Annotated in this window: 17 protein-coding genes; 12 read left to right on the top strand and 5 right to left on the bottom strand. The window is 69.7% G+C overall.

The window, feature by feature from the left end:
• The first annotated feature begins 60 nt into the window (after positions 1–60).
• Both IPN03_19140 and IPN03_19135 read left to right on the top strand, forming a co-directional pair.
• Positions 61–399: an FHA domain-containing protein gene (locus IPN03_19140; GenBank protein ID MBK9375771.1), complete on the top strand. Its 339-nt coding sequence runs from the start codon at positions 61–63 to the stop codon at positions 397–399.
• Positions 400–470: 71 nt separating this feature from the next.
• Positions 471–2,084, top strand: coding sequence for a protein kinase (locus IPN03_19135; GenBank protein MBK9375770.1), 1,614 nt, complete (start codon positions 471–473; stop codon positions 2,082–2,084).
• A 4-nt stretch (positions 2,085–2,088) separates the two neighbouring features.
• Here the strand turns inward: IPN03_19135 and IPN03_19130 are convergent, their stop codons facing one another.
• Together IPN03_19130 and IPN03_19125 are read right to left on the bottom strand one after the other, a co-directional pair.
• On the bottom strand, positions 2,089–2,454 hold the full coding sequence (locus IPN03_19130) for a hypothetical protein (GenBank protein ID MBK9375769.1): 366 nt from the start codon (positions 2,452–2,454) through the stop codon (positions 2,089–2,091).
• A gap of 164 nt (positions 2,455–2,618) precedes the next feature.
• Positions 2,619–3,890: a patatin-like phospholipase family protein gene (locus IPN03_19125; GenBank protein ID MBK9375768.1), complete on the bottom strand. Its 1,272-nt coding sequence runs from the start codon at positions 3,888–3,890 to the stop codon at positions 2,619–2,621.
• 180 nt (positions 3,891–4,070) lie between these two features.
• On the opposite strand from IPN03_19125, the gene IPN03_19120 reads away from it, so the two are divergent.
• Both IPN03_19120 and IPN03_19115 read left to right on the top strand, forming a co-directional pair.
• Complete coding sequence (locus IPN03_19120) at positions 4,071–5,525, top strand: NapC/NirT family cytochrome c (GenBank protein ID MBK9375767.1); 1,455 nt, start codon at positions 4,071–4,073, stop codon at positions 5,523–5,525.
• A gap of 172 nt (positions 5,526–5,697) precedes the next feature.
• Entirely contained in the window at positions 5,698–8,508 is a 2,811-nt protein-coding gene (locus tag IPN03_19115; GenBank protein ID MBK9375766.1) for a cytochrome b/b6 domain-containing protein, read from the top strand.
• A gap of 810 nt (positions 8,509–9,318) precedes the next feature.
• On the opposite strand, the gene IPN03_19110 is transcribed toward IPN03_19115, so the two are convergent.
• Positions 9,319–11,499: a cytochrome c3 family protein gene (locus IPN03_19110; GenBank protein MBK9375765.1), complete on the bottom strand. Its 2,181-nt coding sequence runs from the start codon at positions 11,497–11,499 to the stop codon at positions 9,319–9,321.
• A 222-nt stretch (positions 11,500–11,721) separates the two neighbouring features.
• Between IPN03_19110 and IPN03_19105 the strand changes: the two genes are divergently transcribed.
• The 7 genes from IPN03_19105 to argJ are packed head-to-tail and all read left to right on the top strand — an operon-like array spanning position 11,722 to position 19,074.
• Positions 11,722–12,219, top strand: a complete 498-nt coding sequence (locus tag IPN03_19105; protein ID MBK9375764.1) for a hypothetical protein — start codon at positions 11,722–11,724, stop codon at positions 12,217–12,219.
• 30 nt (positions 12,220–12,249) lie between these two features.
• The gene (gene argC / locus IPN03_19100) at positions 12,250–13,275 is read left to right on the top strand and encodes an N-acetyl-gamma-glutamyl-phosphate reductase (GenBank protein MBK9375763.1); all 1,026 of its coding nucleotides are present in this window, start codon (positions 12,250–12,252) and stop codon (positions 13,273–13,275) included.
• Complete coding sequence (gene argB, locus IPN03_19095) at positions 13,272–14,048, top strand: acetylglutamate kinase (GenBank protein ID MBK9375762.1); 777 nt, start codon at positions 13,272–13,274, stop codon at positions 14,046–14,048. The genes argC and argB overlap by 4 nt, the downstream gene beginning before the upstream one ends.
• Positions 14,035–15,231 carry an acetylornithine/succinylornithine family transaminase gene (locus tag IPN03_19090; protein ID MBK9375761.1) on the top strand — a complete coding sequence of 399 codons (1,197 nt, stop codon included), beginning with the start codon at positions 14,035–14,037 and terminating at the stop codon, positions 15,229–15,231. Before argB ends, IPN03_19090 begins: the two co-directional genes overlap by 14 nt.
• Complete coding sequence (locus tag IPN03_19085; protein ID MBK9375760.1) at positions 15,228–16,484, top strand: argininosuccinate synthase; 1,257 nt, start codon at positions 15,228–15,230, stop codon at positions 16,482–16,484. The genes IPN03_19090 and IPN03_19085 overlap by 4 nt, the downstream gene beginning before the upstream one ends.
• Positions 16,481–17,893: an argininosuccinate lyase gene (argH, locus tag IPN03_19080; protein ID MBK9375759.1), complete on the top strand. Its 1,413-nt coding sequence runs from the start codon at positions 16,481–16,483 to the stop codon at positions 17,891–17,893. The genes IPN03_19085 and argH overlap by 4 nt, the downstream gene beginning before the upstream one ends.
• Positions 17,890–19,074, top strand: coding sequence for a bifunctional glutamate N-acetyltransferase/amino-acid acetyltransferase ArgJ (argJ, locus tag IPN03_19075; GenBank protein MBK9375758.1), 1,185 nt, complete (start codon positions 17,890–17,892; stop codon positions 19,072–19,074). The genes argH and argJ overlap by 4 nt, the downstream gene beginning before the upstream one ends.
• Positions 19,075–19,081: 7 nt before the next feature.
• On the opposite strand, the gene IPN03_19070 is transcribed toward argJ, so the two are convergent.
• Entirely contained in the window at positions 19,082–20,998 is a 1,917-nt protein-coding gene (locus IPN03_19070) for an ATP-binding cassette domain-containing protein (GenBank protein ID MBK9375757.1), read from the bottom strand.
• A gap of 53 nt (positions 20,999–21,051) precedes the next feature.
• Positions 21,052–21,525 carry an ACT domain-containing protein gene (locus IPN03_19065; protein ID MBK9375756.1) on the bottom strand — a complete coding sequence of 158 codons (474 nt, stop codon included), beginning with the start codon at positions 21,523–21,525 and terminating at the stop codon, positions 21,052–21,054.
• A 252-nt stretch (positions 21,526–21,777) separates the two neighbouring features.
• Here IPN03_19065 and IPN03_19060 point away from each other — a divergent pair, with 252 nt between their 5' ends.
• The gene (locus IPN03_19060; GenBank protein ID MBK9375755.1) at positions 21,778–22,218 is read left to right on the top strand and encodes a hypothetical protein; all 441 of its coding nucleotides are present in this window, start codon (positions 21,778–21,780) and stop codon (positions 22,216–22,218) included.
• Position 22,219 lies beyond the last annotated feature (1 nt).

Genomic DNA, 22,219 nt, shown 5'->3' with positions numbered 1-22,219 from the left:
TTCGGGCCGGCCCTGGCCCGCGGGGGTGCGCGGCGGTCTGCTCCCGCGTATCCTTCCCGCATGGCCTTTCCCCCCTCGAAGGCTGCCGGCGTGAGGGAGCCTTCCCCGCGTGGCGCGGCCGGACCGCACATCCTCGACAACATGGGCGAGATCTACCTTCTCGACACCGCGGTCCTGACGATCGGCGCGGCACGCGAGAACGACGTCATCGTCCGGCTTCCGGGAGTCTCGCGACACCACGCGCGGATCCTGCGCGAAGGCGGAGGGACCTTCTGGCTCGAGGACGTCGGAAGCCGCTACGGCTCGACGCTGAATGGCACGGTCGTATCGAAGGCGCGCCTCTCCCACGGCGACGAGATCGCCATGGGGGGCTGGCGGGCCACCGTGAACCTCGACTGACGTTCCCGGCGGCTCCGCCGGTCCTCGGCTAACATCGGCGCACCAAAACCGGGGGAGTTCGAACCGCCGACATGCCTCTCTCCGAAGGGACCCGTCTTGGGAACTGCCGCCTCGTCCGGAAGCTGGGCGAGGGTGGCATGGCGGAGGTCTGGGAGGCGGTCGACGTCACCCTCGAAAGGCGCGTCGCGATCAAGGTCGTCAAGGAGACGATCTCGAGCCTCCCCGAGTTCGATGCGCGGTTCCGTCGCGAGGCCAAGACGGCGGCGCAGCTGGAGCACCCGAACATCCTCCAGATCTACGGCTTCGGCGTCGAGAACGGCGTCGCCTTCATCGAGATGCCCTGCCTGTCGGGAGGTACCCTCGCCTCGCGTCTGGAGTCCGGGCCGCCACCTCCGCCGGAGACCGTCTGCGAGTGGGTCGACGCCCTCGCCTCGGCGCTCGACGCCGCTCACGGGCGGGGCATCATCCACCGCGACATCAAGTCGGTGAACGTCCTCTTCGACCAGAGCGGCCGGATCGTCCTGGCGGATTTCGGCCTCGCCAAGAGCATGGCCGACTCCTCCGGCCTGACCGCGGCCGGGACGCTGATGGGAACACCGATGTATCTCTCGCCCGAGCAGGCGAGGGGGGAATCCCTGACGCCCGCTTCCGACCAGTTCTCGCTCGGGGTCCTCGCGTTCCGGATGCTCACGGGCCGGCTCCCCTGGGGGCCGAACGCGGCCCCCGCCGTCGTGATGATGCGGATCGTGTCGCACGCGGCGCCGGCGCCGTCGTCCCTGCGCCCCGAGGTCCACCCGGCTGTGGACGCGGTCTTCGACCGGGTCCTGGCGAAGAAGCCGGAGGGCCGTTACGAGAGCTGCGGGGACTTCGCCGCGGCGCTTCGCGAAGCGCTCCTGCCTCGTCGGAATTCCATGGTCGCCGATACGCCGACGGTCATCTCGTCGCAGCCCATCCTCGTCGCGCCGGCGCCCGTTCCGGCGGCCGGTCCGCCGCCCCGCCGCCCGCGACCGGTCGCCGCGTCCGCGCCGGTCCCCCTGTCCCGGCGTCCGGGCCTCGTCGTACTCCTCCTCCTCTTTCTCGGCGTGAACTCCGTCGTCCTCGCGCTCGTCGTGTGGGACAAGATCGGGGCGAGACGGACGGGGGGAAGTGCCGAAGGACCGAGCGTGCCCGCAGTCCTGCCGGCGCCCGACTCCACCCCCACTCCAGCACCGGCCCCGGCGCTGGATCCGATGTCCGGGCCGATCGTCGTCGTCGAGCAGACGCCGACCGCACCTCTCGTCCCGGCCGACACGCCGCCGCCCACGGCGCCGAGCGAGACCCCGACTCCCGAGCCGTCGCCGATCCCGACGGTCGAACCGACGCCGACGCCCCCGGCCGCCCTCCCGCCGGGAGCGATCCCGCCGGTCCGGACGACCGACGTGAGGCCGACGTTCTCCGACGACCTGATGCGCCGGCACGGGGGCCTGGACGGGCGGGTCGAGCTGGAGGTCCTCGTCCTCGCCGACGGGACGATCGGCTCGATCCACGTCGTGCGAGGGGTCGACCCGGAGATCGACGACGTCGTCGTTCAGGCTGCGCGACGCCAGCTCGGCTTCGCGCCGGCGTCGCTGCGGGGCCGGCCAATCGCCGCCCGGGCCACGGTCGTCGTCGGCGTCCGGTTCCGCCTGGCGCCGCCCCCCGGCTGAGGCGTCAGGCGACGGCCGACTTTCCGTCGCCGTAACGGCAGACGACGGCCTCGTCGGGAGTCCCGGCCGCGAGCCGGAGAGCCTTGGACGGCCGCATTCCCGCGGTGACGTCCACCCTTCCGTCCGGGAAGAAGTCCGCGAACTTCGCTTCGGTCGTCGCTTCGAGCCGGGCGGCCACGGCCTCGGCACGCGCCGTGTCGAGCGAGAGACCGTGGGTCGCGAGGTCGCCGCACATCCGGTGGCGCAGGAGGTGGATCCGCTGGAGCGTCGAGAGGTAGGCGCCCCGCCAGATGGAAAGGAACGGGCGGTGGTCCATGGGATTGACCGAGAGCACCTTCCGGAGGCGATTGGCCGGAAGGAAGGTGTACATGCTGACCTCGGGATGCTGGCGCAGGACCCAGTGGCGAGTCGTCTCGAAGCGGGTGTAGGACGCCGTCCGTATGTCCTGGTCGGCGTTGTAGAGGAGTCCGCGGCGGCTGGCGAAGCCGGCGACTCCCTTCGAAACATAGGGGGCGAGCGGATCCAGGACGATGATCAGGTCGGCCCCTTGCGGATCGCCTCGGTGAAGTTGGAGGTCCTCGTCACCGCCCCGTCGACGTAGTACCGCTCGCCGATCTTCGTCGAGGCGAACGCCGGGTTGATGCTGAGCGAGGCCTGGATGGCCCGGCTCACGGGCACGCTGTCGAACCCGGGCTCGCCGAAGAGGACGTGCTCGCGGGCGTCCTGGTCGGTCGCGCCGATGAAGAGGCGTCGGTGCAGCTTCCGGAAATCGTTCGTCGCCCCGGGTCGCGTGAACATGTAGCGCAGCATCTTCTCGTAGCCGTCGGCCTGGAACGGGGCCGCGAGAAGGTCGCTGTAGTCGAGGAAGAGCGACGAGAAGGAGGGGTTGCCTTTCCCTCCGAGGACGTCCCGGATCGTCGTGGCGAGGCCCCTCAGAGCGTTCTCGAAGGGCATGGCCAGGCTCGCGAGATTGACGTGAGCGACCCTCAGGAGCGAGAGGTCGACGTTCGGTACCCTCTCGCACGGGTGGCCCGCGATCGCGGCCATGAACTCGTCCATCGAATAGCCGTTGGCGAGGATTCCGGCGAGGACGGCCCCGGCGCTGATCCCGAAGTAGAGGTCGAACGCGTTCATGGCGCCGGGGGGCAGGCAGTCGGACAGGCACTTCAGCGCGCCCATCTCGAAGTAGAGGCCCGTGATGCCTCCGCCGGAGGCGCACAACGCCCGGGACCCCTTCTTGCCGACCGTCGTCATCCGGACGAGCTCGTCGGCCACGAGCTTTCCGAAGTCGGCCGGAGCCGGGAGGCGGGAGCAGCCGGGATCGAGGTAGCAGACCGAGGGGTCCCGAAGCACGTGGCCGATACCGCGACTGCCGAGGCGGCGAATGAGATCGTCCACCCGGGCCGAGTCCCGTCCCGAGATCAGGGCGAGGATGCGGTGGAAGCCGTAGCGGAGCTCGACGTCGTGCTCGGCGTCCATCAGGTCGAGCAGCCGCATCGTCTTCTCGAAGTGATCCTCGAGGCGGGCGGAAGGCCCGGACATCGTCCTCAGGTCGAGGACGACGGCGTTGTAGTAGCCGTGGTGCAGGGCCTCGTGCGCCTCGACGGCGTCCTGCCTGAGGACGAAGCGGAGGGTGACGTCGTTCCGGCGAAAGGCCGTTTCGCCGTTCTCGCGGGACCGGACCGTGCCCGGCACCGACCCGAGCACGCCGAAGAGGCTCTCGGAGTGAGTCCGGCTCGGCGCGAAGTACAGGATCCTCTTCCGGACCGGCTGCCCCGCCCGGGGGCCCTGCTCGCCATTCTTCACCGCGCCACCTCCCGCATCCCCCCGAGGCGAGCCCTCCCGGCCGCGAGAGCCCAGCCCGGAGGGGAGCGTTCCCCCTCCATCAATGTCCGCTTTTCGATGCGGTGCGTCAAGAGGTGCTCCACCGGCCGGCGACAGGCCCCGCGCCCCATGTGAAACTACGGGGTGGAGGGAGCCCCGATCATGCCCACTGCTCGCGAACGTACCGCCCTTTGGGGGCGCACCATCTTCAGGGTCCTCGGGCAGAACCGCCTCAGCCAGGCCGGCGTCGTCGTCACGACCGCCACCGGTATCTCGATGGTCTTCCTCTGGATCATGGAGATCCTGCGGGGGGGGCAGGAGCACCCGTACTCGGGAATCGTCCTGTTCCTCATCCTGCCGGCCGTGTTCGTCGCGGGCCTGCTCCTGATACCGGCCGGCTTCATCCTCCAGCGCCGCAGCGACCGCAAGGCCGGACTCCAGAACGAGCCGCCTCCGCCGATCGACCTCGCCTCCCCGAAGTTCCGGAGGGTGCTCTCGTTCGTCGCGATCGCGACCCTGGCGAATGCCACGCTCGTCGGGTTCGCCTCCTACAAGGGTCTCGAGGTCATGGACTCCGTCGGGTTCTGCGGGGAGGCGTGCCACACGGTCATGGCGCCCGAGCTGGCCGCCTACAAGGGCTCGCCGCACTCGCGTATCGGCTGCGTCGAATGCCACATCGGCGCGGGGGCCGGGTGGTTCGTGAAGTCGAAGCTCTCGGGGACGCGCCAGGTCATCGCGGTCGCGCTGAAGACCTACTCCACGCCGATTCCCTCCCCGGTTCACCATCTTCGTCCCGCCCGGGAAACCTGCGAGCAATGCCACTGGCCGCAGCGCTTCACGGGGGACCGCGTCCTCATCAGGAAGAAGTACGCGGAGGACGAGAAGAACACGCAGCTGACGACGGTGCTGGTGATGCACGTCGGCGGGTCGAACGCCCAGGGGAGCGTCGGCATCCACGGCCGGCACCTCGATTCCGGATCGCGGATCAGCTACACGGCCCTCGACGAAAGGCGCCAGCAGATCGCGACCGTGAGCTATCGCGACGACGCCGGGCAGACGGTCGACTACGCGAGCACGGAGGTCAAGCCGACGGCCGAGGCTCTCGCGAAGGGCGAGACGCGGTCGATGGACTGCGTCGACTGCCACAACCGGCCGACGCACGCGTTCGAGCTGCCCCACCGGGGCCTCGACCGCGAGATCACGGCGGGCGCCATCAGCCGCGACCTGCCGTTCGTCAAGAAGAAGGCGCTCGAGCTGCTCAAGGTGAAGTACGCGAGCCAGGAGGAGGCGACGAAGGCGATCGCCGACGGCCTCACGGCCTTCTACGCGTCCAGCTACCCGGACCTGGCCTCTTCGAAGAAGGCCGAGATCGAGGCCTCCGTGAAGGCGGTCCAGGCGGTCTACCTGAGGAACGTCTTCCCGAACATGAAGCTCGACTGGGGCTACCACCCGAACAACATCGGCCACGAGGACTTCCCGGGCTGCTTCCGTTGCCACGGGGGAAACCACGAATCGAAGGACGGAAAGTCCATCTCGGCCGACTGCGAGGCGTGCCACCAGGTGCTCGCGATGGACGAGGAGAACCCGGAGATCCTGACGCAGCTCGGACTGAAGTGAGCCCCGGCGTGGCCGCGGGGGCGAAGGAGCCTCCCCGGGCCAGGTCATCTTGATGAGCCTCCTGATGCATTTGCATCAGGAGGGGGAAACCAATCGAGGCGAGCTGGTGCGTTCGGCTGATGTTCCGGACCGTGAGCGGCCCGTATCATCGCCGCCCGTGACGGAGGTGACCTTGGCTGACCCGCGTCCCGACCGCCCGCACCGTACGTCGCGGCTGGTTCCGCTCGCCCTCTTCCTCCTCCTCGCACTGACCCGGGCCGCCGGGGCGCAGGAGAACGCGGACTGTCTCGAGTGCCACTCCGACAAGACGCTCACGAAGCAGCGGGGAAGCCGGACCATCTCGCTCTTCGTGGACGAGAAGAGACTGACGCGATCGGTCCACGCCGACGCTCCCTGCGTCGGCTGCCACTCCGATCTGTCCGGCAAGGAGCTCCCGCACGAGGAGAAGCTCGCTGCGCCGACGTGCGACGCCTGCCACGGCGAGGTCGTCCAGCAGTACGCGGAGAGTCTCCACGGCAAGGCGGTCAAGAAGGGCGACGCCACGGCGCCCCGGTGCTGGACGTGCCACGGCGGGCACGACGTCGTGAAGGTGAAGGACCCGAAGTCGCCGGTGCTCCCCCAGAAGGTCCCGTTCCTCTGCGGGAAGTGCCACCGGGAAGGGACGGCGGTCCAGCTCCAGCACGACATCCCCCAGGACCGGATCCTGGAGAACTACACCGAGTCGATCCACGGCGAGGGGCTCCTGAAGAAGGGCCTGACGGTCTCGGCGACGTGCGTGTCGTGCCACACGCCGCACTTCACCCTCCCGCATACCGACCCGCGCTCCTCGATCGCGCGCAAGAACATCGCGAAGACCTGCGCGGCGTGCCATTCGAACATCGAGGGCGTCCACCAGAAGATCATCAAGGGCGAGCTCTGGGAGAAGGAGGCGAACGTCCTCCCGGCCTGCGTCGACTGCCACCAGCCGCACAAGGTGAGGAAGGTCTTCTACGACGCGGGTCTCGCCGACCAGGAATGCCAGAAGTGCCACGGCAACAGGGACCTGAAGGCGAAGGACGGCCGGTCGATGTTCGTCGACGGCGCGGAGCTCGTCGGGTCCAGGCACCAGAAGACGCGCTGCTCGCAGTGCCACGCCGAGGTCAAGCCCTCGCTCGATCGGCCCTGCGCCACGATCACGGCGAAGGTGAACTGCGGCTCGTGCCACGCCGAGGTCGTCACGCAGTACGCCAAGAGCACGCACGGGAAGCTCGTTCTCCGGGGTGACGCGAACGGGCCGCCCTGCGCGGAATGCCACGGGACGCACGGCGTGAAGGGGCGGACGGATCCCCTCTCGCCGACCTTCGCCAGGAACGTCCCGAAGCTCTGCGCGACCTGTCACCGGGAGGGCCAGAAGGCCGCGCGCCGCTACACGGGCGAGCAGCACCAGATCATCGAGAACTTCACGGAGTCGATCCACGGGAAGGGGCTCCTCGAGAGCGGTCTCGTCGTGAGCGCCACGTGCACGTCCTGCCACACGGCGCACAGCGTCCTGCCGGCGAAGGACCCCGAGTCGTCCGTGAACGCGCTCCGGCAGCCCGAGACGTGCGGCCGCTGCCACCACGGAGTCGAGGAGAAGTTCCAGAAGAGCATCCACTCCAAGCTCGTCTCGAAGTCGAAGGAGAGGCTCCCCGTCTGCGAGGACTGCCACTCCGCGCACACGATCCGCCGGACGGACCAGGTGGGCTTCAAGCTCGACGTCATGACCTCCTGTGGCAAGTGCCACAAGGAGGTCACCGAGACCTACTTCGACACGTTCCACGGGAAGGTCTCGCAGCTCGGCTACGCCAAGACCGCCAAGTGCAACGACTGTCACGGCGCGCACGACATCCTCCCGCCGTCGAACCCGGCGTCCCACCTCTCCCGCGAGAACGTCGTCGCCACCTGCCAGCAGTGTCACCCCGGCGCGACGCGCCGGTTCGCGGGCTACCTCTCCCACGCGACGCACCACGACAAGAAGAAGTACCCGATCCTCTTCTTCACCTTCTGGGGGATGACGGCGCTCCTCGTCGGGACGTTCACGATCAGCGGCCTTCACACCCTCCTCTGGCTTCCGCGCGCCCTGAAGATGCGCAAGGAGCTGAAGGCCGAGGAGGCGGCGCACGGGGCGACCGGCGAGAAGGAGCTCCAGTACGTCCGGTTCACGCGCCTCGAGCGGACGATGCACATCTCGCTCATCGTCAGCTTCATCACCCTCGCCCTGACCGGGCTGACGCTCAAGTTCTCGTTCACGGCCTGGGCCCGGACGCTCGCGAAGGCGTTCGGCGGGTTCGAGGGGGCCGGCTTCCTCCACAGGGCCGCCGCAGTCCTGATGTTTGCGATCTTCGTCACGCACATCGTCGACGTGTTCCGGAGGAAGTCGCGCGAGGGCAAGACCTGGAAGCAGATGCTGACGGGCCCGAGCACGATGCTGCCGACGATGAAGGACGCCCGGGACGTCGTGGGGACCGTCAAGTGGTTCCTCGGCCTCGGCCCGAGGCCGCAGTACGGCCGCTGGACCTACTGGGAGAAGTTCGACTACTTCGCCGTCTTCTGGGGCGTTTTCATCATCGGCTCGACGGGCCTGCTCCTCTGGTTCTCGGAGCAGTTCACCAGGATCCTCCCCGGGTGGCTCCTCAACGTCGCGACGATCATCCACAGCGACGAGGCGCTCCTGGCCGTCGGGTTCATCTTCACGATCCACTTCTTCAACACGCACCTGAGACCCGAGAAGTTCCCGATGGACATCGTCGTCTTCACGGGGCGGATGTCGGTCGACGAGCTCAAGCGCGACAAGCCGGCCGAGTACGAGGCGCTCGTGGCGAGCGGGAAGCTCGAGGAGAACCTCGGGGAGCCCTACCAGCCCGTGGTCCTCAAGGCGGTCAAGGCGTTCGGGTGGGCTGCCCTCACGATCGGCTTCCTGACGGTGCTCTGGATCATCTACGCGATGCTCTTCTCGTATAAGTAGATACCCTCTCTTTTCCAGCGTCTCCTGCCGCCCCAGGGCCCCTGCCCCGGGGCGGCTGCCGTTCTGGGGGGGGCCGGAGCACCTGAGGGACGAGTGGACGAGGGGGCGAAGGGACGAGGAAGGCCTAGCTTCTACGTCACGTCGTTTCGGCAGGGGGCCGCGGGCGGGCCGGTACGTCTCACGGCCGCCTGTTGCGCGCGGCCGACCCGCTTCCGAGCTCGCTGCGGCCGGGCGGGGCGCCCGCGCGAACTCCTCGCTTCGCTCGTCAAACACGCGCGCGGGCTTCATCCCCGCCCGATCCTCGCGAACTCGAGCGGGTCCCCGGCCGTGCTCAGGGGCGGCTCGCGAGACGCACCGCTCCGCCCGCGGCCGGCGAGCTTCAGCAATCGATGGGGAGCCGTTCTCGGCGGCCCGCCTGACCGAATGGCAGCGAGACGAGACCTGACCCGGCAGAGGGCTTTCGAAACGAGGGTCTGAGTGGGCGGGAGGGGTGTCCCGCGAGCGACGTTCGAGCACGCGCGGGCCCCCGCACGGCACTGCGAGCAGGCCGCCGGATCAGGCGGGCGCACGTGTCCGACGAGCGAAGCGAGGAGTTTGCGCTCGCCCCGGCGGCCCGCGCAGCGGGGCCGTTGCGGGTCGCGCGCGCGCAGAAGTCGCCGTGGGGCACCCCTCCCGACCGCGACTCGTGTGGCACGGTGAGATGGATTGACGACGCCCTCGGTCTCTCCGGTCTCCCCGGTCCTCCGGGCATAGATGAAAAGGGCCCGGTCCGCGAGGACCGGGCCCTTCGAGGTGCGACTGCAGCCGGGATCAGGCCTTGTCCTTCTCCTCGGCGGCCATCTCGGCCTTCGCGCGCTCCTTCTCCTCCTCCTCGAGGATCCGCTCGAGCTCGAGGGGATGCTCCTCCTCCATCTCGCGGTGGGAGAGCTTGCCCGTGAACCAGGCGGTGTTCATCGGGTAGGAGTCGGGGTTGAACATCACGAAATAGAAGTGCCAGACGATGATCGCCAGGGTCGCGAGGATCGCCTCGTAGTAGTGGATCGACCGGGCGACGTCGTAGCCGAGCTTGCCGAAGAGGTTCATGAAGCTGTTGTCGAGCCACATGGCCGCGCCGGTGCCGGCCATGACGAGGGTGCCCCAGATCAGGGCCCAGTACTCGGCCTTCTCGATGTAGCTGAAGCGGTCGAGCTTCGGTTTCACGGGAGTGAGGCCGAGGTTGTACCGGAGCATGTCGAAGAGGTCGCGGGCGTCCTTCAGCTTGAACCAGAGGTCCTTGACGAGCTGGCGGCCGCGCGCCGTGAAGATGACGTAGTAGAGGTGGTAGATCGACGCCAGCGTCATGACGACCGCGGCGATCCGGTGGACGAGGCTCCGGTAGTTGACGGCGTCGCCGCCGACGTCCCGGAGCGCGGTGACCCACCACGAGTCGGGAAAGCGGAGCTGGAAGCCCGTGATGACGAGGACGATGAAGCTCAGGGCCAGCGCCCCGTGCTGGAGGCGCTCCTCGAGCGTCATGCGGAGGTAGAGCCGGTGCGGCGCGGGCTCGACCTCGACCAGTCCGTGGCGGACGTGGTGCTGGTGGCGGGCTTTCTTGACGAAGTCGAGGAGGTTGTGGCCGAACATGCCCCCGATCGTGCCGACGATCAGGCCCGCGTAGATGAAGCCGATCCACCAGAGGACCGGCTCCTCCGTCTTCGAAGAGGCGTCGACGTGGATCTTCCCCTGGGCGAATCGCGCGCCGGCGCCGGGGTGGCACTCGCCGCAGGTCTTGACGAGGTTCTCCTTGCTCACCTTCGAGGCGGGGTCGGAGGAGGGGAGGATGTCGTGGGAGCCGTGGCAGCTCGCGCAGTTCGCGACGTCGACCTGGCCGCCCCTGACCGCGAGGCCGTGGAAGCTCTCCTCGAACGTCTGGAAGCGGTCGCTCTCGATGCCGTACTTCTCGGAGAGGCGGAGCGAGGAGTGGCAGGGGGTGCAGACCTTCTGCGAGACGTTCGCGGCGGCGACGGGGGAGTTCGGGTCGTCGGCCTTCAGGATGCCGTGCTCGCCGTGGCAGGTCGTGCAGGTCGGCGCCTCGCGGACGCCCCTGGCGAGCGCCTTCCCGTGGGCGCTCTTCGCGAAGACCTTGTCGATCTCCGTGTGGCAGCGCCCGCAGATCTTCTCGATGTCGAGGGGGGTCGGCCCGGTCCCGGCCGCCGTCTTCTTACGGACGGTGTGGGCGCCGTGGCAGTCGACGCAGTTCGCGGCCTTCTCGTTTCCTGCGAGGAGGGCGCGCCCGTGCACGCTCTGCTCGTACTTCGCGATGAAGCCGGCGCTCGGGGCGACGCGGGCGCGGACGTCCGCGCTGTCGAGGTGGCAGGAGAGGCAGAGCTTTTCCTGGGCCTGCTTCGCCGTGGCGGCCGGGGCGCCCTCGGCCGCGGTGACGAGGCGGGTCCGGTGGCAGTTGAGGCAGTCGGGGGCAGCCGCGACCTTCGCGGCCGAGGCGGCGCCGTGGGCGGACGCCTCGTAGAGGTTCACCTCGGCGTCGTGGCAGGTGGCGCAGACCTTGTGGACGGCGGCCCCGGCCACGGGCGACTTCGGGTCGGACGCCTTCACCACGTCGTGCCCGCCGTGGCAGTCCTGGCAGGCGATCGCCTCGGGGTCCGCGGCCATCATCGGGTGGAAGACGTGCTTCTCGGCCATGCCGTCGTGGCAGGACGAGCAGGAGACGGCCTTCAGCTTCTCGGCGTGAGGGAGCTCCTTGATCTTCGCGAGGTCCGCGTGGCAGTCGACGCAGGAGAGACCTGCTTCGCCGTGGATGGAGCCGGCGAGCGCCTTCTGGGGAGCTTTCTTCCCCTTGCCCATCGCCTCGGAGTGGCAGGCGAGGCAGTCGTCGTCGGTCGGCGGCTTGGCGGCCGCGGTGTTCGCCAGTGCGAAGGCCGCGAGGATGACGAGGAGCAGGACGAACCCGGCACGGAGCCGGGAAAACGATTCAGTCATAACGCGGTCGGTCACGATGTCCCCCGCGCGGATTATTCGGACCGGAAGGGGCCTGTTCAATGATTCAGGGGCATCAGTTGGCGGCGCCGGCTGAGACCGTGTCCATGGCGGCCCGTGGTTGGAGGAGTGCGTCCGGCATGCGGGGAGGTGTCCGTTCCAGGGCTCTCGGAGACGCCGATGCGCCGACGAACGGCGGGCGATTGACAGGGGAGGAAAAATGAATAATATCTCGCGGCCGTGAATACTCATCCGCAAGCCTCGCTCCTGCGGCGGCGCGACGCGATCGTCCAGCTCCTGCGGGAGGAGCCCGTGCGTTCCCAGGAGGAGCTGCAGCGGCTGCTTTCCCGGCGCGGCTTCGAGGCGACCCAGCCGACACTCTCGCGCGACGTCCGCGACCTCGGGCTCGTGAAGACGCCGCGGGGGTACGCCCTTCCGGGAGCGGTCGATCCGGCGGACGACGCCCGGCGGCGGCTCGGGCGGCTCGAGCGGGTCCTCGCGGACTCGGTCCTCTCCGTTCGGGTCGCGGGAACGCTCGTCGTCCTGAAGACGCCGCCGGCCGGTGCGCACCCTGTGGCGAGGGTTCTCGACGAAGCCGGCCTGCCGGAGGCCGCCGGCTCGATCGCCGGGGACGACACGGTCTTCGTGGCCGCTCACGACGCGGCCTCCGCGCGAGCGCTCGCCGCTCGCCTTTCCGCCTCCGGGCCCACCGCCCCGCCGCGCCGACGCGGCGCCTGAAGGCCGGACGCCGATCCGGAAGATGAGAGGTTGAGCGTGATTCGTGTCTCCGTCGTAGGCGCCGCCGGGTACTCCGGCGCGGAAGCCGTCCGCCTTCTGGCCCGCCACCCGGGCGTCGCCCTCACCGGTCTCTTCGGCAGCCCGGGCGGAAAGGGGGCGGCCTTCGGTGAGCTGCACCCCGACCTCGCGGGCCTCGATGGCCCCGACGTCGTCGCGTACGCCGAGACCACGCTCCTCGACGGGGCGCCGGATGCCGCCATCCTTGCGACGCCGAACGAGGTCTCGGCCGAGATGGCGCCGAAGCTGCTGAGTGCAGGAGTGCGCGTGATCGACGTGTCGGGAGCGTTTCGCCTCCGGGCGCCCTCGCTCTACCCGGCGTGGTACGGCTTCGCGCATCCGGCACCGGAACTCCTCGGCGAGGCCGTTTACGGCCTCACGGAGTGGTGCGGCCAGGAGCTCGCCGGCGCCCGGCTCGTCGCCAACCCGGGCTGCTACCCGACGTCCGTCCTCGTGGCGACAAGGCCGTTCGCGGACCTTCTCGCGCCGGACCAGCCGCTCCTCGTGACCTCGGCGAGCGGCGTCTCGGGTGCCGGGAAGAAGGCCGAGCTGGCGTACTCCTTCTGCGAGCTGTCGGGAAACTACAAAGCCTACGCGGTCGGCTCCCACCGGCACGAGCCCGAGATGCGCCAGGAACTCGGCCTCCCGGCCGAAGCCGCCTTCACGTTCGTTCCGCACCTGCTCCCTGCCGTGAGGGGAATCCTCTCGACGATCCACATCTCGTTCCGTGCGCTGGTCTCCGACGCCCTCATCGCGGACCGGTTCGCCGCGGCGTACGCCGGCCGGCCGTTCGTGAGGGTTCTTCCGGCCGGGCGCCTCCCCGAGCTGCGGGACGTCGTCGGTACGCCCCGGGCTCACGTGGGCTGGAAGCTCCTGCCCGGGGGCCGACGGGCTGTCGTCGTGTCCGCCATCGACAACCTCCTCAAGGGGGCCGCCTCGCAGGCGGTCCAGAATCTGAACCGGGTCTTCGGCCTGCCGGAGACGGAGGGTCTCCTGTGACGGACGTCGTCAAGCTGGGGGGAAGCCTCCTCGAGAACCGGGACCTTCGCCACGCCGCCCTCGAAGCGGTCGCCACGGCGTGGTCTTCGGGGAAGAGGTCGATCGTCGTCCACGGCGGCGGCAAGCGGATCGACGCGATGCTCGCCGCGCTGGACATCCCGAAGAAGGTCCAGGGCGGCCTGCGCGTCACCGACGCCGAGACGCTCGACGTCGTGGTCTCGATCCTCTCGGGGCTCGTGAACAAGACTCTCGTCGCCGAGCTGAGGGGCCGGGGGATCCGTGCCGCGGGGCTCTCGGGCGCGGACGGAGACACGCTCTGGGCCGAGTTCCACGAGGCGATCGAGGGGGTCGACCTCGGATTCGTCGGCCGCGTCGTGAGGTGCGACCCGACGCTCCTCGCGGCAGTCCTCGGCGCCGGGTTCCTGCCCCTCGTGGCTTCGGTCGCACTGGGGCGCGAGGGGACGCTCCTGAACGTGAACGCCGACTCGGCCGCCTCGGCCCTCGCGGGCGCTCTCGGCGCGAAGAGGCTCGTCTTCCTGACCGACGTGGAAGGGGTGAAGGGCGCCGACGGCGCGGTGATCGACCGGATCGACGCGCGTGCGGCGCGGACACTCCTCGCCTCGCCCGCCGTGACGGGCGGGATGAAGCCGAAGCTCCGCGCTGCCGTCGAGGCCCTGGAGGCAGGTGTGTCGGAGGTGGTCATCGCGGGACCGTCGATGCACCGCGCGGCCCTCCTCGAGGGGAAGGGAGGAACTCACCTTGTGGCAGCCTGACGAGAGCCCGCAGGCGGTCGAGGCCCGCGCGGCCTCGTATCTTCTCGGAACCTACGCCTGGACGAAGTTCCATCCCCGCGACGGGCGCGGGGCCAAGCTCGTCGACGTCGACGGGAAGGTCTACTGGGACCTCCTCGCCGGCATCGCGGTCAATGCCCTCGGGTACCGCCACCCGCGCCTCGTGAAGACGCTCCGCGCCGAGGCGACGGACCTTCTCCACGTCTCGAACCTCTTCTACCAGGCGGCGCAGGGCGAGCTGGCCGAGCGGCTCGTGACGCTGTCGGGCCTGTCGCGCGCCTTCTTCTGCAACAGCGGGACCGAGGCGAACGAGGCGGCGATGAAGTTCGCGAGGCTCGCCACGCCGGGCCGTTCGGGGCTGGTCGCCCTCGACAACTCGTTCCACGGCCGGACGGCCGGGGCCGTTTCCATCACCGGCAACGCCGCGTACCGCGAGCCGTTCCTGCCGCTCCTGCCGGGCGTGGCGTTCGTCGCGCCGAACGACGTGGAGGCGCTGAAGGCCGCGGTCGACGGCACGACGTCGGCGGTCTTCCTCGAGCCGATCCAGGGGGAAGGGGGAATCGTTCCGCTCACGACCGAGTTCCTCCGCACGGCCCGCGAGCTCGCCGACACGACGGGGGCCGTCCTCGTCTTCGACGAGATCCAGTGCGGCCTCGGACGCACCGGCCACCTCTTCGCCTTCCAGGCTTCGGGCGTCGTCCCCGACGTCGTGACGATGGCCAAGCCGCTCGGCGGAGGGCTTCCCCTCGGAGCGGTTCTGACCGGGCCGCGAATGGAAGGGCTCGTGAAGCCGGGCCACCACGGGACGACGTTCGGAGGCAACCCGGTTGCCTGCCGGCTCGGACTCGCCGTCCTCGACGAGCTCGTCGAGGGAGGGCTCGTCGCGAAGGTGGCGGAGACGGGCGACTGGTTCGGGACGAAGCTCACCGCGCTGAAGAGGCGCAACAAGGCCGTCGTCGACGTTCGCGGCGCGGGGCTGATCCGGGGCATCGAGCTCGACCGCGAAGCCGCGCCGGTCCAGAAGAGGCTTCTCGAAAAGGGCTTCGTCGTCGGGACGGCCCGCAAGACGGTCATCCGCCTCCTCCCTCCCTACGTCATCCCGAAGGCCGCCCTCTCGGCCTTCCTGACCGCCCTCGAAGAAACGCTGAAGGAAGGTGCCGCATGAGCACGCCGAAGGTCCGCAAGGCCGCTCTCGCCTACTCGGGAGGCCTCGACACGTCGATCATCATTCCCTGGCTCAAGGAGAACTACGGCTGCGAGGTCGTGGCGGTGGCCGTCGACGTCGGCCAGGCCGAGGAGACCGCGGGCCTCAAGGAAAAGGCGCTGGCCACCGGCGCGTGCGACTTCCACCTGATCGACGCGCGGGAGGAGTTCGCGACGGAGTACCTCTGGCGCGTCCTGCGCGCCGGGGCCGTCTACGAGCACGAGTACCTCCTCGGCACGTCGACGGCGCGGCCCCTCATCGCCAAGAAGCAGGTCGAGATCGCCCTGCAGACCGGGTGCGACGCCCTCTCCCACGGCTGCACGGGGAAGGGGAACGACCAGGTCCGCTTCGAGCTCGCCTACCAGTCGCTGGCGCCGGAGCTGACGATCATCGCCCCGTGGCGCGAGTGGTCGATCACCTCGCGCGAGGAGGCGATCGACTACGCCGCCGAGCGGAACATCCCGGTGCCCGTGACGAAGAAGGAGCCCTACTCCCGAGACCGGAACCTCTGGCACATCTCGCACGAGGGGGGGCCGCTCGAGGACCCGGCGTTCGAGCCCGAGGAGTCGATGTTCAAGCTGACCGTCGACCCGCGGACGGCGCCCGACGAGCCCGAGTACGTGAAGATCGGCTTCGACGGGGGCTTCCCGGTCGAGGTGAACGGAAAGCTCCTCCCGGCGGCCGAGCTCCTGACGACGCTCAACGAGATCGCGGCCCGCCACGGCGTCGGCCGCGTCGACATCGTCGAGAACCGCCTCGTCGGCATCAAGTCCCGCGGCGTCTACGAGACGCCCGGCGGGACTCTCCTCGTCCAGGCGCTCCGCGCCCTCGAGACGCTCACCCTCGACCGCGACGCGATGCACGAGAAGGAACGCCTCGCCCTCCGCTACGCCGAGCTCGTCTACTACGGGCAGTGGTTCAGCCCGCTCCGCGAGGCGCTCGAAGCGTTCGTCGAGAAGGTGACGGAGACCTGCACGGGCCACGTCCGGCTGAGGCTCTTCAAGGGCTCGGCGATGGTCGTCGGCCGCACGTCGGAGCACTCGCTCTACTCGGCGAACCTCGCTTCGTTCAACATGACCGGCTACACCTCGCACGACGCCACCGGCTTCATCCGCCTCTTCGGCCTCCCGACGCGGGGCCGCAAGCGCCTCGTCCCGCCGTCGGACGAAGCGGTGAAGGCGGGTGAGAAGCTCCGGCTCGAGCCCTGGGGATGAGCGGGCGCCGCGACCTCTGGGGCGGGCGGTTCGCCGCGGGACCGGCGGAGGTCCTTCGCCGGTTCAACGACTCGTGGTCGTTCGACCGCGCGCTCCTCGCCGAGGACGTCCAGGGCTCGATCGCCTGGGCCGAGGAGCTCGGGCGGTGCGGAGTCCTGACCGCCCCGGAGGCGCGGAAGATCGTGAAGGGCCTGCGCGAGGTGAAAGGCGCCTGGGATGCGGGCGAGGGGCGGGACGCCGACGCCGAGGATGTCCACTCCTGGGTCGAGGCGGAGCTGGGCAAGCGGATCGGCCCGCTCGCGGGCAAGCTCCACACCGGCCGCTCGCGCAACGACCAGGTCGCGACCGACCTGAAGCTCTGGCTCCGGAACGCGTTCGACGCGTTTCACGCGGCGGTCCTCGAGCTCGCCGGCGCGCTCGCCGAGCGGGGCGCCGCCGAGGCCGCGACGCCGATGCCGGGGTACACGCACCTCAAGCGCGCCGAGCCGGTCACGTTCGGCCACTGGAGCCTCGCGTACGCCGAGATGCTCCTGCGCGACGCCGACCGCATCCGCGCGGCACGGCGCCGAGCGAACGAGTGCCCCCTCGGCTCGGGCGCCCTGTCGGGTACGCCCCTGGCCGTAGACCGGGAACGGCTCGCCAGGAGCCTCGGCTTCGACCGCGCCACGGCGAACTCCCTCGACGGCGTCTCCGACCGCGACGCGGCGGCCGAGTACCTCTTCGCCGCGTCGCTCCACTTCGCGCACCTCTCCCGGATGGCCGAGGACCTGATCTTCTTCACGTCGGACGAGGCGGGCTTCGCCGAGCTGCCGGACGCGCTGGCGACAGGCTCCTCGCGGATGCCCCAGAAGAAGAACCCCGACCTCCTCGAGCTCGTGCGCGGCCACGCGGGGCGCGCGATCGGAGAGCTGACCGGTCTTCTCGCGCTGCTCAAGGGGCTTCCTCTCGCCTACGACAAGGATCTCCAGCTCGACAAGGAGCCGCTCTTCCGGACTCGCGCCGTCCTGGAGGCGGCCCTGCCGGCGCTCACCGCGCTGGTGAGGGGCCTCCGGCTGAAGCCCGAACGGATGAAGGCCGCGGCCGGGGACGACCGGCTCCTGGCGACGGAGCTCGCCGACGCGCTCGCGCGCCGGGGCGTGCCGTTCCGGGAGGCTCACGAGATCGTCGGGCGCCGTTTCGCCCGCGCGGAGGAGACGGGAAAGGGGCTCGCCGAGCTTCCGCCGGGCGACGGAATCACGAAGTCCGATCTCGCCTCGGTCGATCTCGCCAGAGCCCTCGCGCGCCGCGCGGCCGTCGGGGGAACGTCCCCGAAGCGCGTGGGGCAGGCGGCGAAGAGGGCCGCAGCGCGGATCGCGGCCGCGAGCAGGGCCGCTACGCCTTCCGCCAACGCCGCGAGGAGCAGGGCATGAAGCTTCCCGATGGCTTCCTCGGCGCGGCCGTGCAGGCCGGCCTACGCAAGAAGCCGGGGCTCGACGTGGCGCTGCTCGTCGCACCCGACGGAGCCAATGCCGCGGCGGTCTTCACGAAGAACCTCTTCCAGGCGGCCCCGGTCACCCTCTCCCGCGCGGCGCTGAAGAAGAGCCGCGGCCGCGTGAAAGCCGTCGTCGTCAATGCGGGCTGCGCCAACGCCGTCACCGGGGCCGCCGGGACCGAAGCCGCGAAGCGGGTTCAGGAGAGAGCCGCCCAGCTCGCCGGCTGCGCCCGTGAAGAGGTCTTCGTCGCCTCGACGGGTGTCATCGGTGTCGTCCTCCCCGACGAGAAGGTCCGGGTTTTCCTCCCCGATGCGTTCGCCAGGCTCTCCGCCGGCGGCCTCGAAGCGGTCTCGCGGGCGATCCTGACGACCGACGCCGCGCCGAAGGTCGCGCAGGCGACCTTCGCCTGGCAGGGACGGCGCGCGCGCGTCGTGGGCGTCGCCAAGGGCGCCGGGATGATCCACCCGAACATGGCGACGATGCTCGCGTTCGTCACGACGGACGCTCCCGCCACGCCTGCCCTCCTCGCCGCCGCCCTGAAGGAAGCGGTCGACGGGACCTTCAACGCGATATCGGTCGACGGCGACACGTCGACGAACGACACCGTCCTCCTCCTCTCGTCGGGGAAGGCCGGCGGTCTGGAGATGAAGACGATGGGCGATGCCGCGGCCTTCCGCGCCGCCCTCGTGAAGGTCTGCGGCGACCTCGCCTGGAGGATCGTGAGGGACGGCGAAGGCGCGAAGAGGGTCATGGAGATCACGATCGAGGGGGCGGCGACGGTACGGGAGGCCAGACTCGCTGCGCACGCCGTGGCGACGTCGCCGCTCGTGAAGACGGCGCTCTACGGCGGCGACCCGAACTGGGGCCGGATCCTCGCGGCCATCGGCAGGAGCGGGGCCCGGGTCTCGACGCGGAACGTGTCTCTGAAAGCGGGCCGCGTCGTCCTCGTGAAGGACGGCGCCCCGACGGCCTACAGCGAGGCTGCGGCGGCGAAGGAGTTCGCGCGGGAGCGCGTCCCCCTCGTCGCTCACCTCGGGGTCGGGAGCGCGAGGGCGCGTCTCTTCGCCGCAGACCTCGGGCACGAGTACGTGTCGGAGAACGCCGACTACCGGAGCTGAGGCATTACTACGAGCCGGGACCCGAAGCCTCGATCTCTCTCTCGACCTGCTCCCACTCGGTCATCAGGCTCTCGATCCTGAGCTTCAGCTGCTTCTGCTCCTCTTCGAGCCTGCGGGCCTCCGCCTGGGCGCCCTTCCCGAAGAGGGCCGGGTCGAGGAATCGCTCGCTGATGTCGTGGACGCGCGTCTCCGCCGACTCGATCAGCCGGGTCAGCTCGTCGCGCTTCTTTTCGAGCGCCTTCACCCGGTTCTGCCGCTTCGGCTCGGGCTCCTTCTTCCGGGTCTCCTGGCTCTTCCTGGCCTTGCGGACGTTGAGCAGGACGGCGTCCGCGTCGAGGTGATCGTCTCCGCAGCGCTCGAGGTACTCGTCGTAGGTCCCGCGGAAGTCGTTGAGCCCCTTCGGGGAGATCTCGAGGATCCGGTTGGCGAGGCGGGAGACGAACCAGCGGTCGTGGGAGACGAAAATCAGCGTCCCGTCGTACTCGTTCAGCGCCGTGACGAGGGCTTCGATCGCCTCGATGTCGAGGTGGTTCGTCGGCTCGTCGAGAACCAGCACGTTGGGGCCGACGACGGAGAGGCGGGCGAAGACGAGCCGGGCGCTCTCCCCCCCCGACAGGGCCCGGACAGGCTTGTCCGCGTCGTCACCCGTGAAGAGAACGTGCCCCAGGTGCCCCCGGACGAAACCGATGGGCTCGCCCGGGGCCGCCTCCCAGAGCCAGGCCTCGACCGACTGCCGGCCGGCGCCGTGGAGCTCGCCGTGGTCCTGCGAGAAGTACCCGGGGCTGGCCTCGTAGCCCCACGTGACCTTCCCGGCGTCCGGCTTGAGCTCGTCCATCGCGATCTTCAGGAGCGTCGACTTGCCGATGCCGTTCGGGCCGATGATCGCGAGGCGATCCCCACGGTCGACCCTGAGAGAAACGTCCTTCAGGACGACGTTGTCGCCGTAGGCCTTCCCGACGGAGTCGATCTCGAGGGCCGTCCGTCCGCTCGGCCGCCGCTGCCGGAAGCGGAATCGCGGGTGCCGGCGGGAGCTCTCGGGCAGCTTGTCGATGACGATCTTCTCGATCAGCTTGATCTTGCTCTGCGCCTGCCGCGCCTTCGTCGCCTTCGCCCGGAAGCGGTCGATGAAGGCCTGGTGCCCGGCGATCTGCTTCTCGCGCTTCTGGATCTCGGATTCCTTCCGCTCCCGTTCCGCCTCCTTGGCGGCCTCGAACGCGGTGTAGTTCCCCGTGTAGAGCGTCACCGTCTCGTAGTCGACGTCGGCGATGTGGGTGCAGACGTTGTCGAGGAAGCGGAGGTCGTGCGAGATGACGATCGCGAGGCCCTTGTAGGCGTCGAGGAACTTCTCGAGCCAGCGGATCGAGACGATGTCGAGGTGGTTCGTCGGCTCGTCGAGGAGGAGCGCGCCCGGATCCGCCGCGAGGACCTGCCCGAGGAGGACGCGGAGCTTGAACCCGCCCGAGAGGGTCGAGAGAGGGGACCGGTGGACCTCCGTCGGGATTCCCAGGCCCTCCAGGATCTCTCCCGCCCGCGCCTCGAGCGAGTAGCCCTGGTACCGCATGATGATGTCCTCGAGCTGGGCGTAGCGGTCGCTCTCGAACGTGGAGTCCGCGTGCAGGAGGCGCTCCTTCTCGGCCATCGCCTCCCAGACTTCCTGGTTTCCCATCATCGCCACGTCGAGGATCGGCATCTCCTCGTAGCGGAAGTGGTCCTGCTTCAGGACGCCGAGCCTGAGCTTCTTCGGAATCGACACGATGCCCGACGAGGCCGCTTCCTCGCCCGACAGGATGCGCAGGAGAGTCGACTTCCCCGAGCCGTTCGCTCCGACGAGGCCGTAGCGGTTGCCGGGGTTGAACTGAATGGAGACGCCCTCGAAGAGGGTCTGGGCACCGAACGATTTTCCGAGGTCCGAGACGGCGATCATGGGGGGCGGAACATAGCAGACGCCCGGGGGGGCGAAATGGCCGGCCGGCTTCCCTACGTCCCGGCCTCGACGCGCTCGTGCCCGGCGGCCGTGAGCGCATCGATCGCGACCGCGAGCCTCTCCCTCTTCACGAGGACGTAGTCCGTGTCGAAAGTGCTCAGGGCGAAGATGCTGACGCCCGCTGCCGCGAGAGGGGCGAGGACCGACGAGAGGACCCCGACCATCTCGAACGGGAAAGGTCCGGCGAGTGCGAGGAGCGCCCACCCGGTTTCGGCCCTCGACCCCGCCGGAACGGCGCTTTCGGGGCAGACGACGGAGAGCTCCGCCGGGGTCCGCGTCACCGAGTGGAAGGGCGGAACGAGGAGCTCGGCCGGTACGGCCGCGTCCGGCGCGAGGCGGAGGACGGCGAAGCTCCCGGGCAATGCGGTGAAACGCAGCGGGCTCACGGCGCCGAGTGTCTCAGAGGTTGCGGCGGCGCGCTGCGGCGCCGTGATTCCCGCACCGGCAGGCGCCGCGATTCCTGGCATGGACGCGGCTCCCCGTGGGGGCCCTCGGCAGGTACCGCTAGAATTCTGCGCACGGAGAACCGGAGACGCCGACAGTGGCGATCCTCCTCCGTCGAGCCGGGGCGAGCGGGGAGGTCTCTCATGCGCAACGCCATACAGTGCCTACTCATGTCCTCGCTGCTCCTGGGCTGTGGACCGAGAGAGGACCATGGACCGACGAAGCGGGTCCTCGTGAATGCGCAAACGGCCAGGGCCGGAGTCAGCCATATCGCCATGCGATACGAGCAGATACTCAGACCGGCCGACGGCGGGCCGGACGCGGCGGCCCGGGGCTGGGAAGACCTCGCCGGTTTCCACGAGTCGGCAGAGGGGACCGCCGCGAGAACGCTCCTCTCCGAGTACGCGAAACCGATCGTCGTCGACCCCACCTCCCTGCGCCGCGGGGAGGTCGAGGAGGTTTCCCTGGCGACGGCGGCGCTCGTGAACCTCGCCCTCGAGCCCCGCGGAACGTGGGAGTCCTTCACGGATGAGCTGAAGCGGGCCCGGTCCCGGCTCGATCGGGCCATGGCGGCGCTCGAGACCGGTACGAAGGGCTTCGTCCTCATCGAGGCGAGGACGGAGACGAACAAGGCGACTTCCGCCTACGCCGGGGCGATCACGAGGGCGAAGGCTGCCGACGCGAAGAAGGGTGAAGGCGCGGTCACGATCCCGTAGG

Source organism: Holophagales bacterium (assembly GCA_016719485.1).
In the GTDB taxonomy this organism is placed as follows: Bacteria; Acidobacteriota; Thermoanaerobaculia; order UBA5066; family UBA5066; genus UBA5066.
Note: the sequence above shows the minus strand (reverse complement) of the source record. Positions and strands in the feature narration are given on the sequence as shown.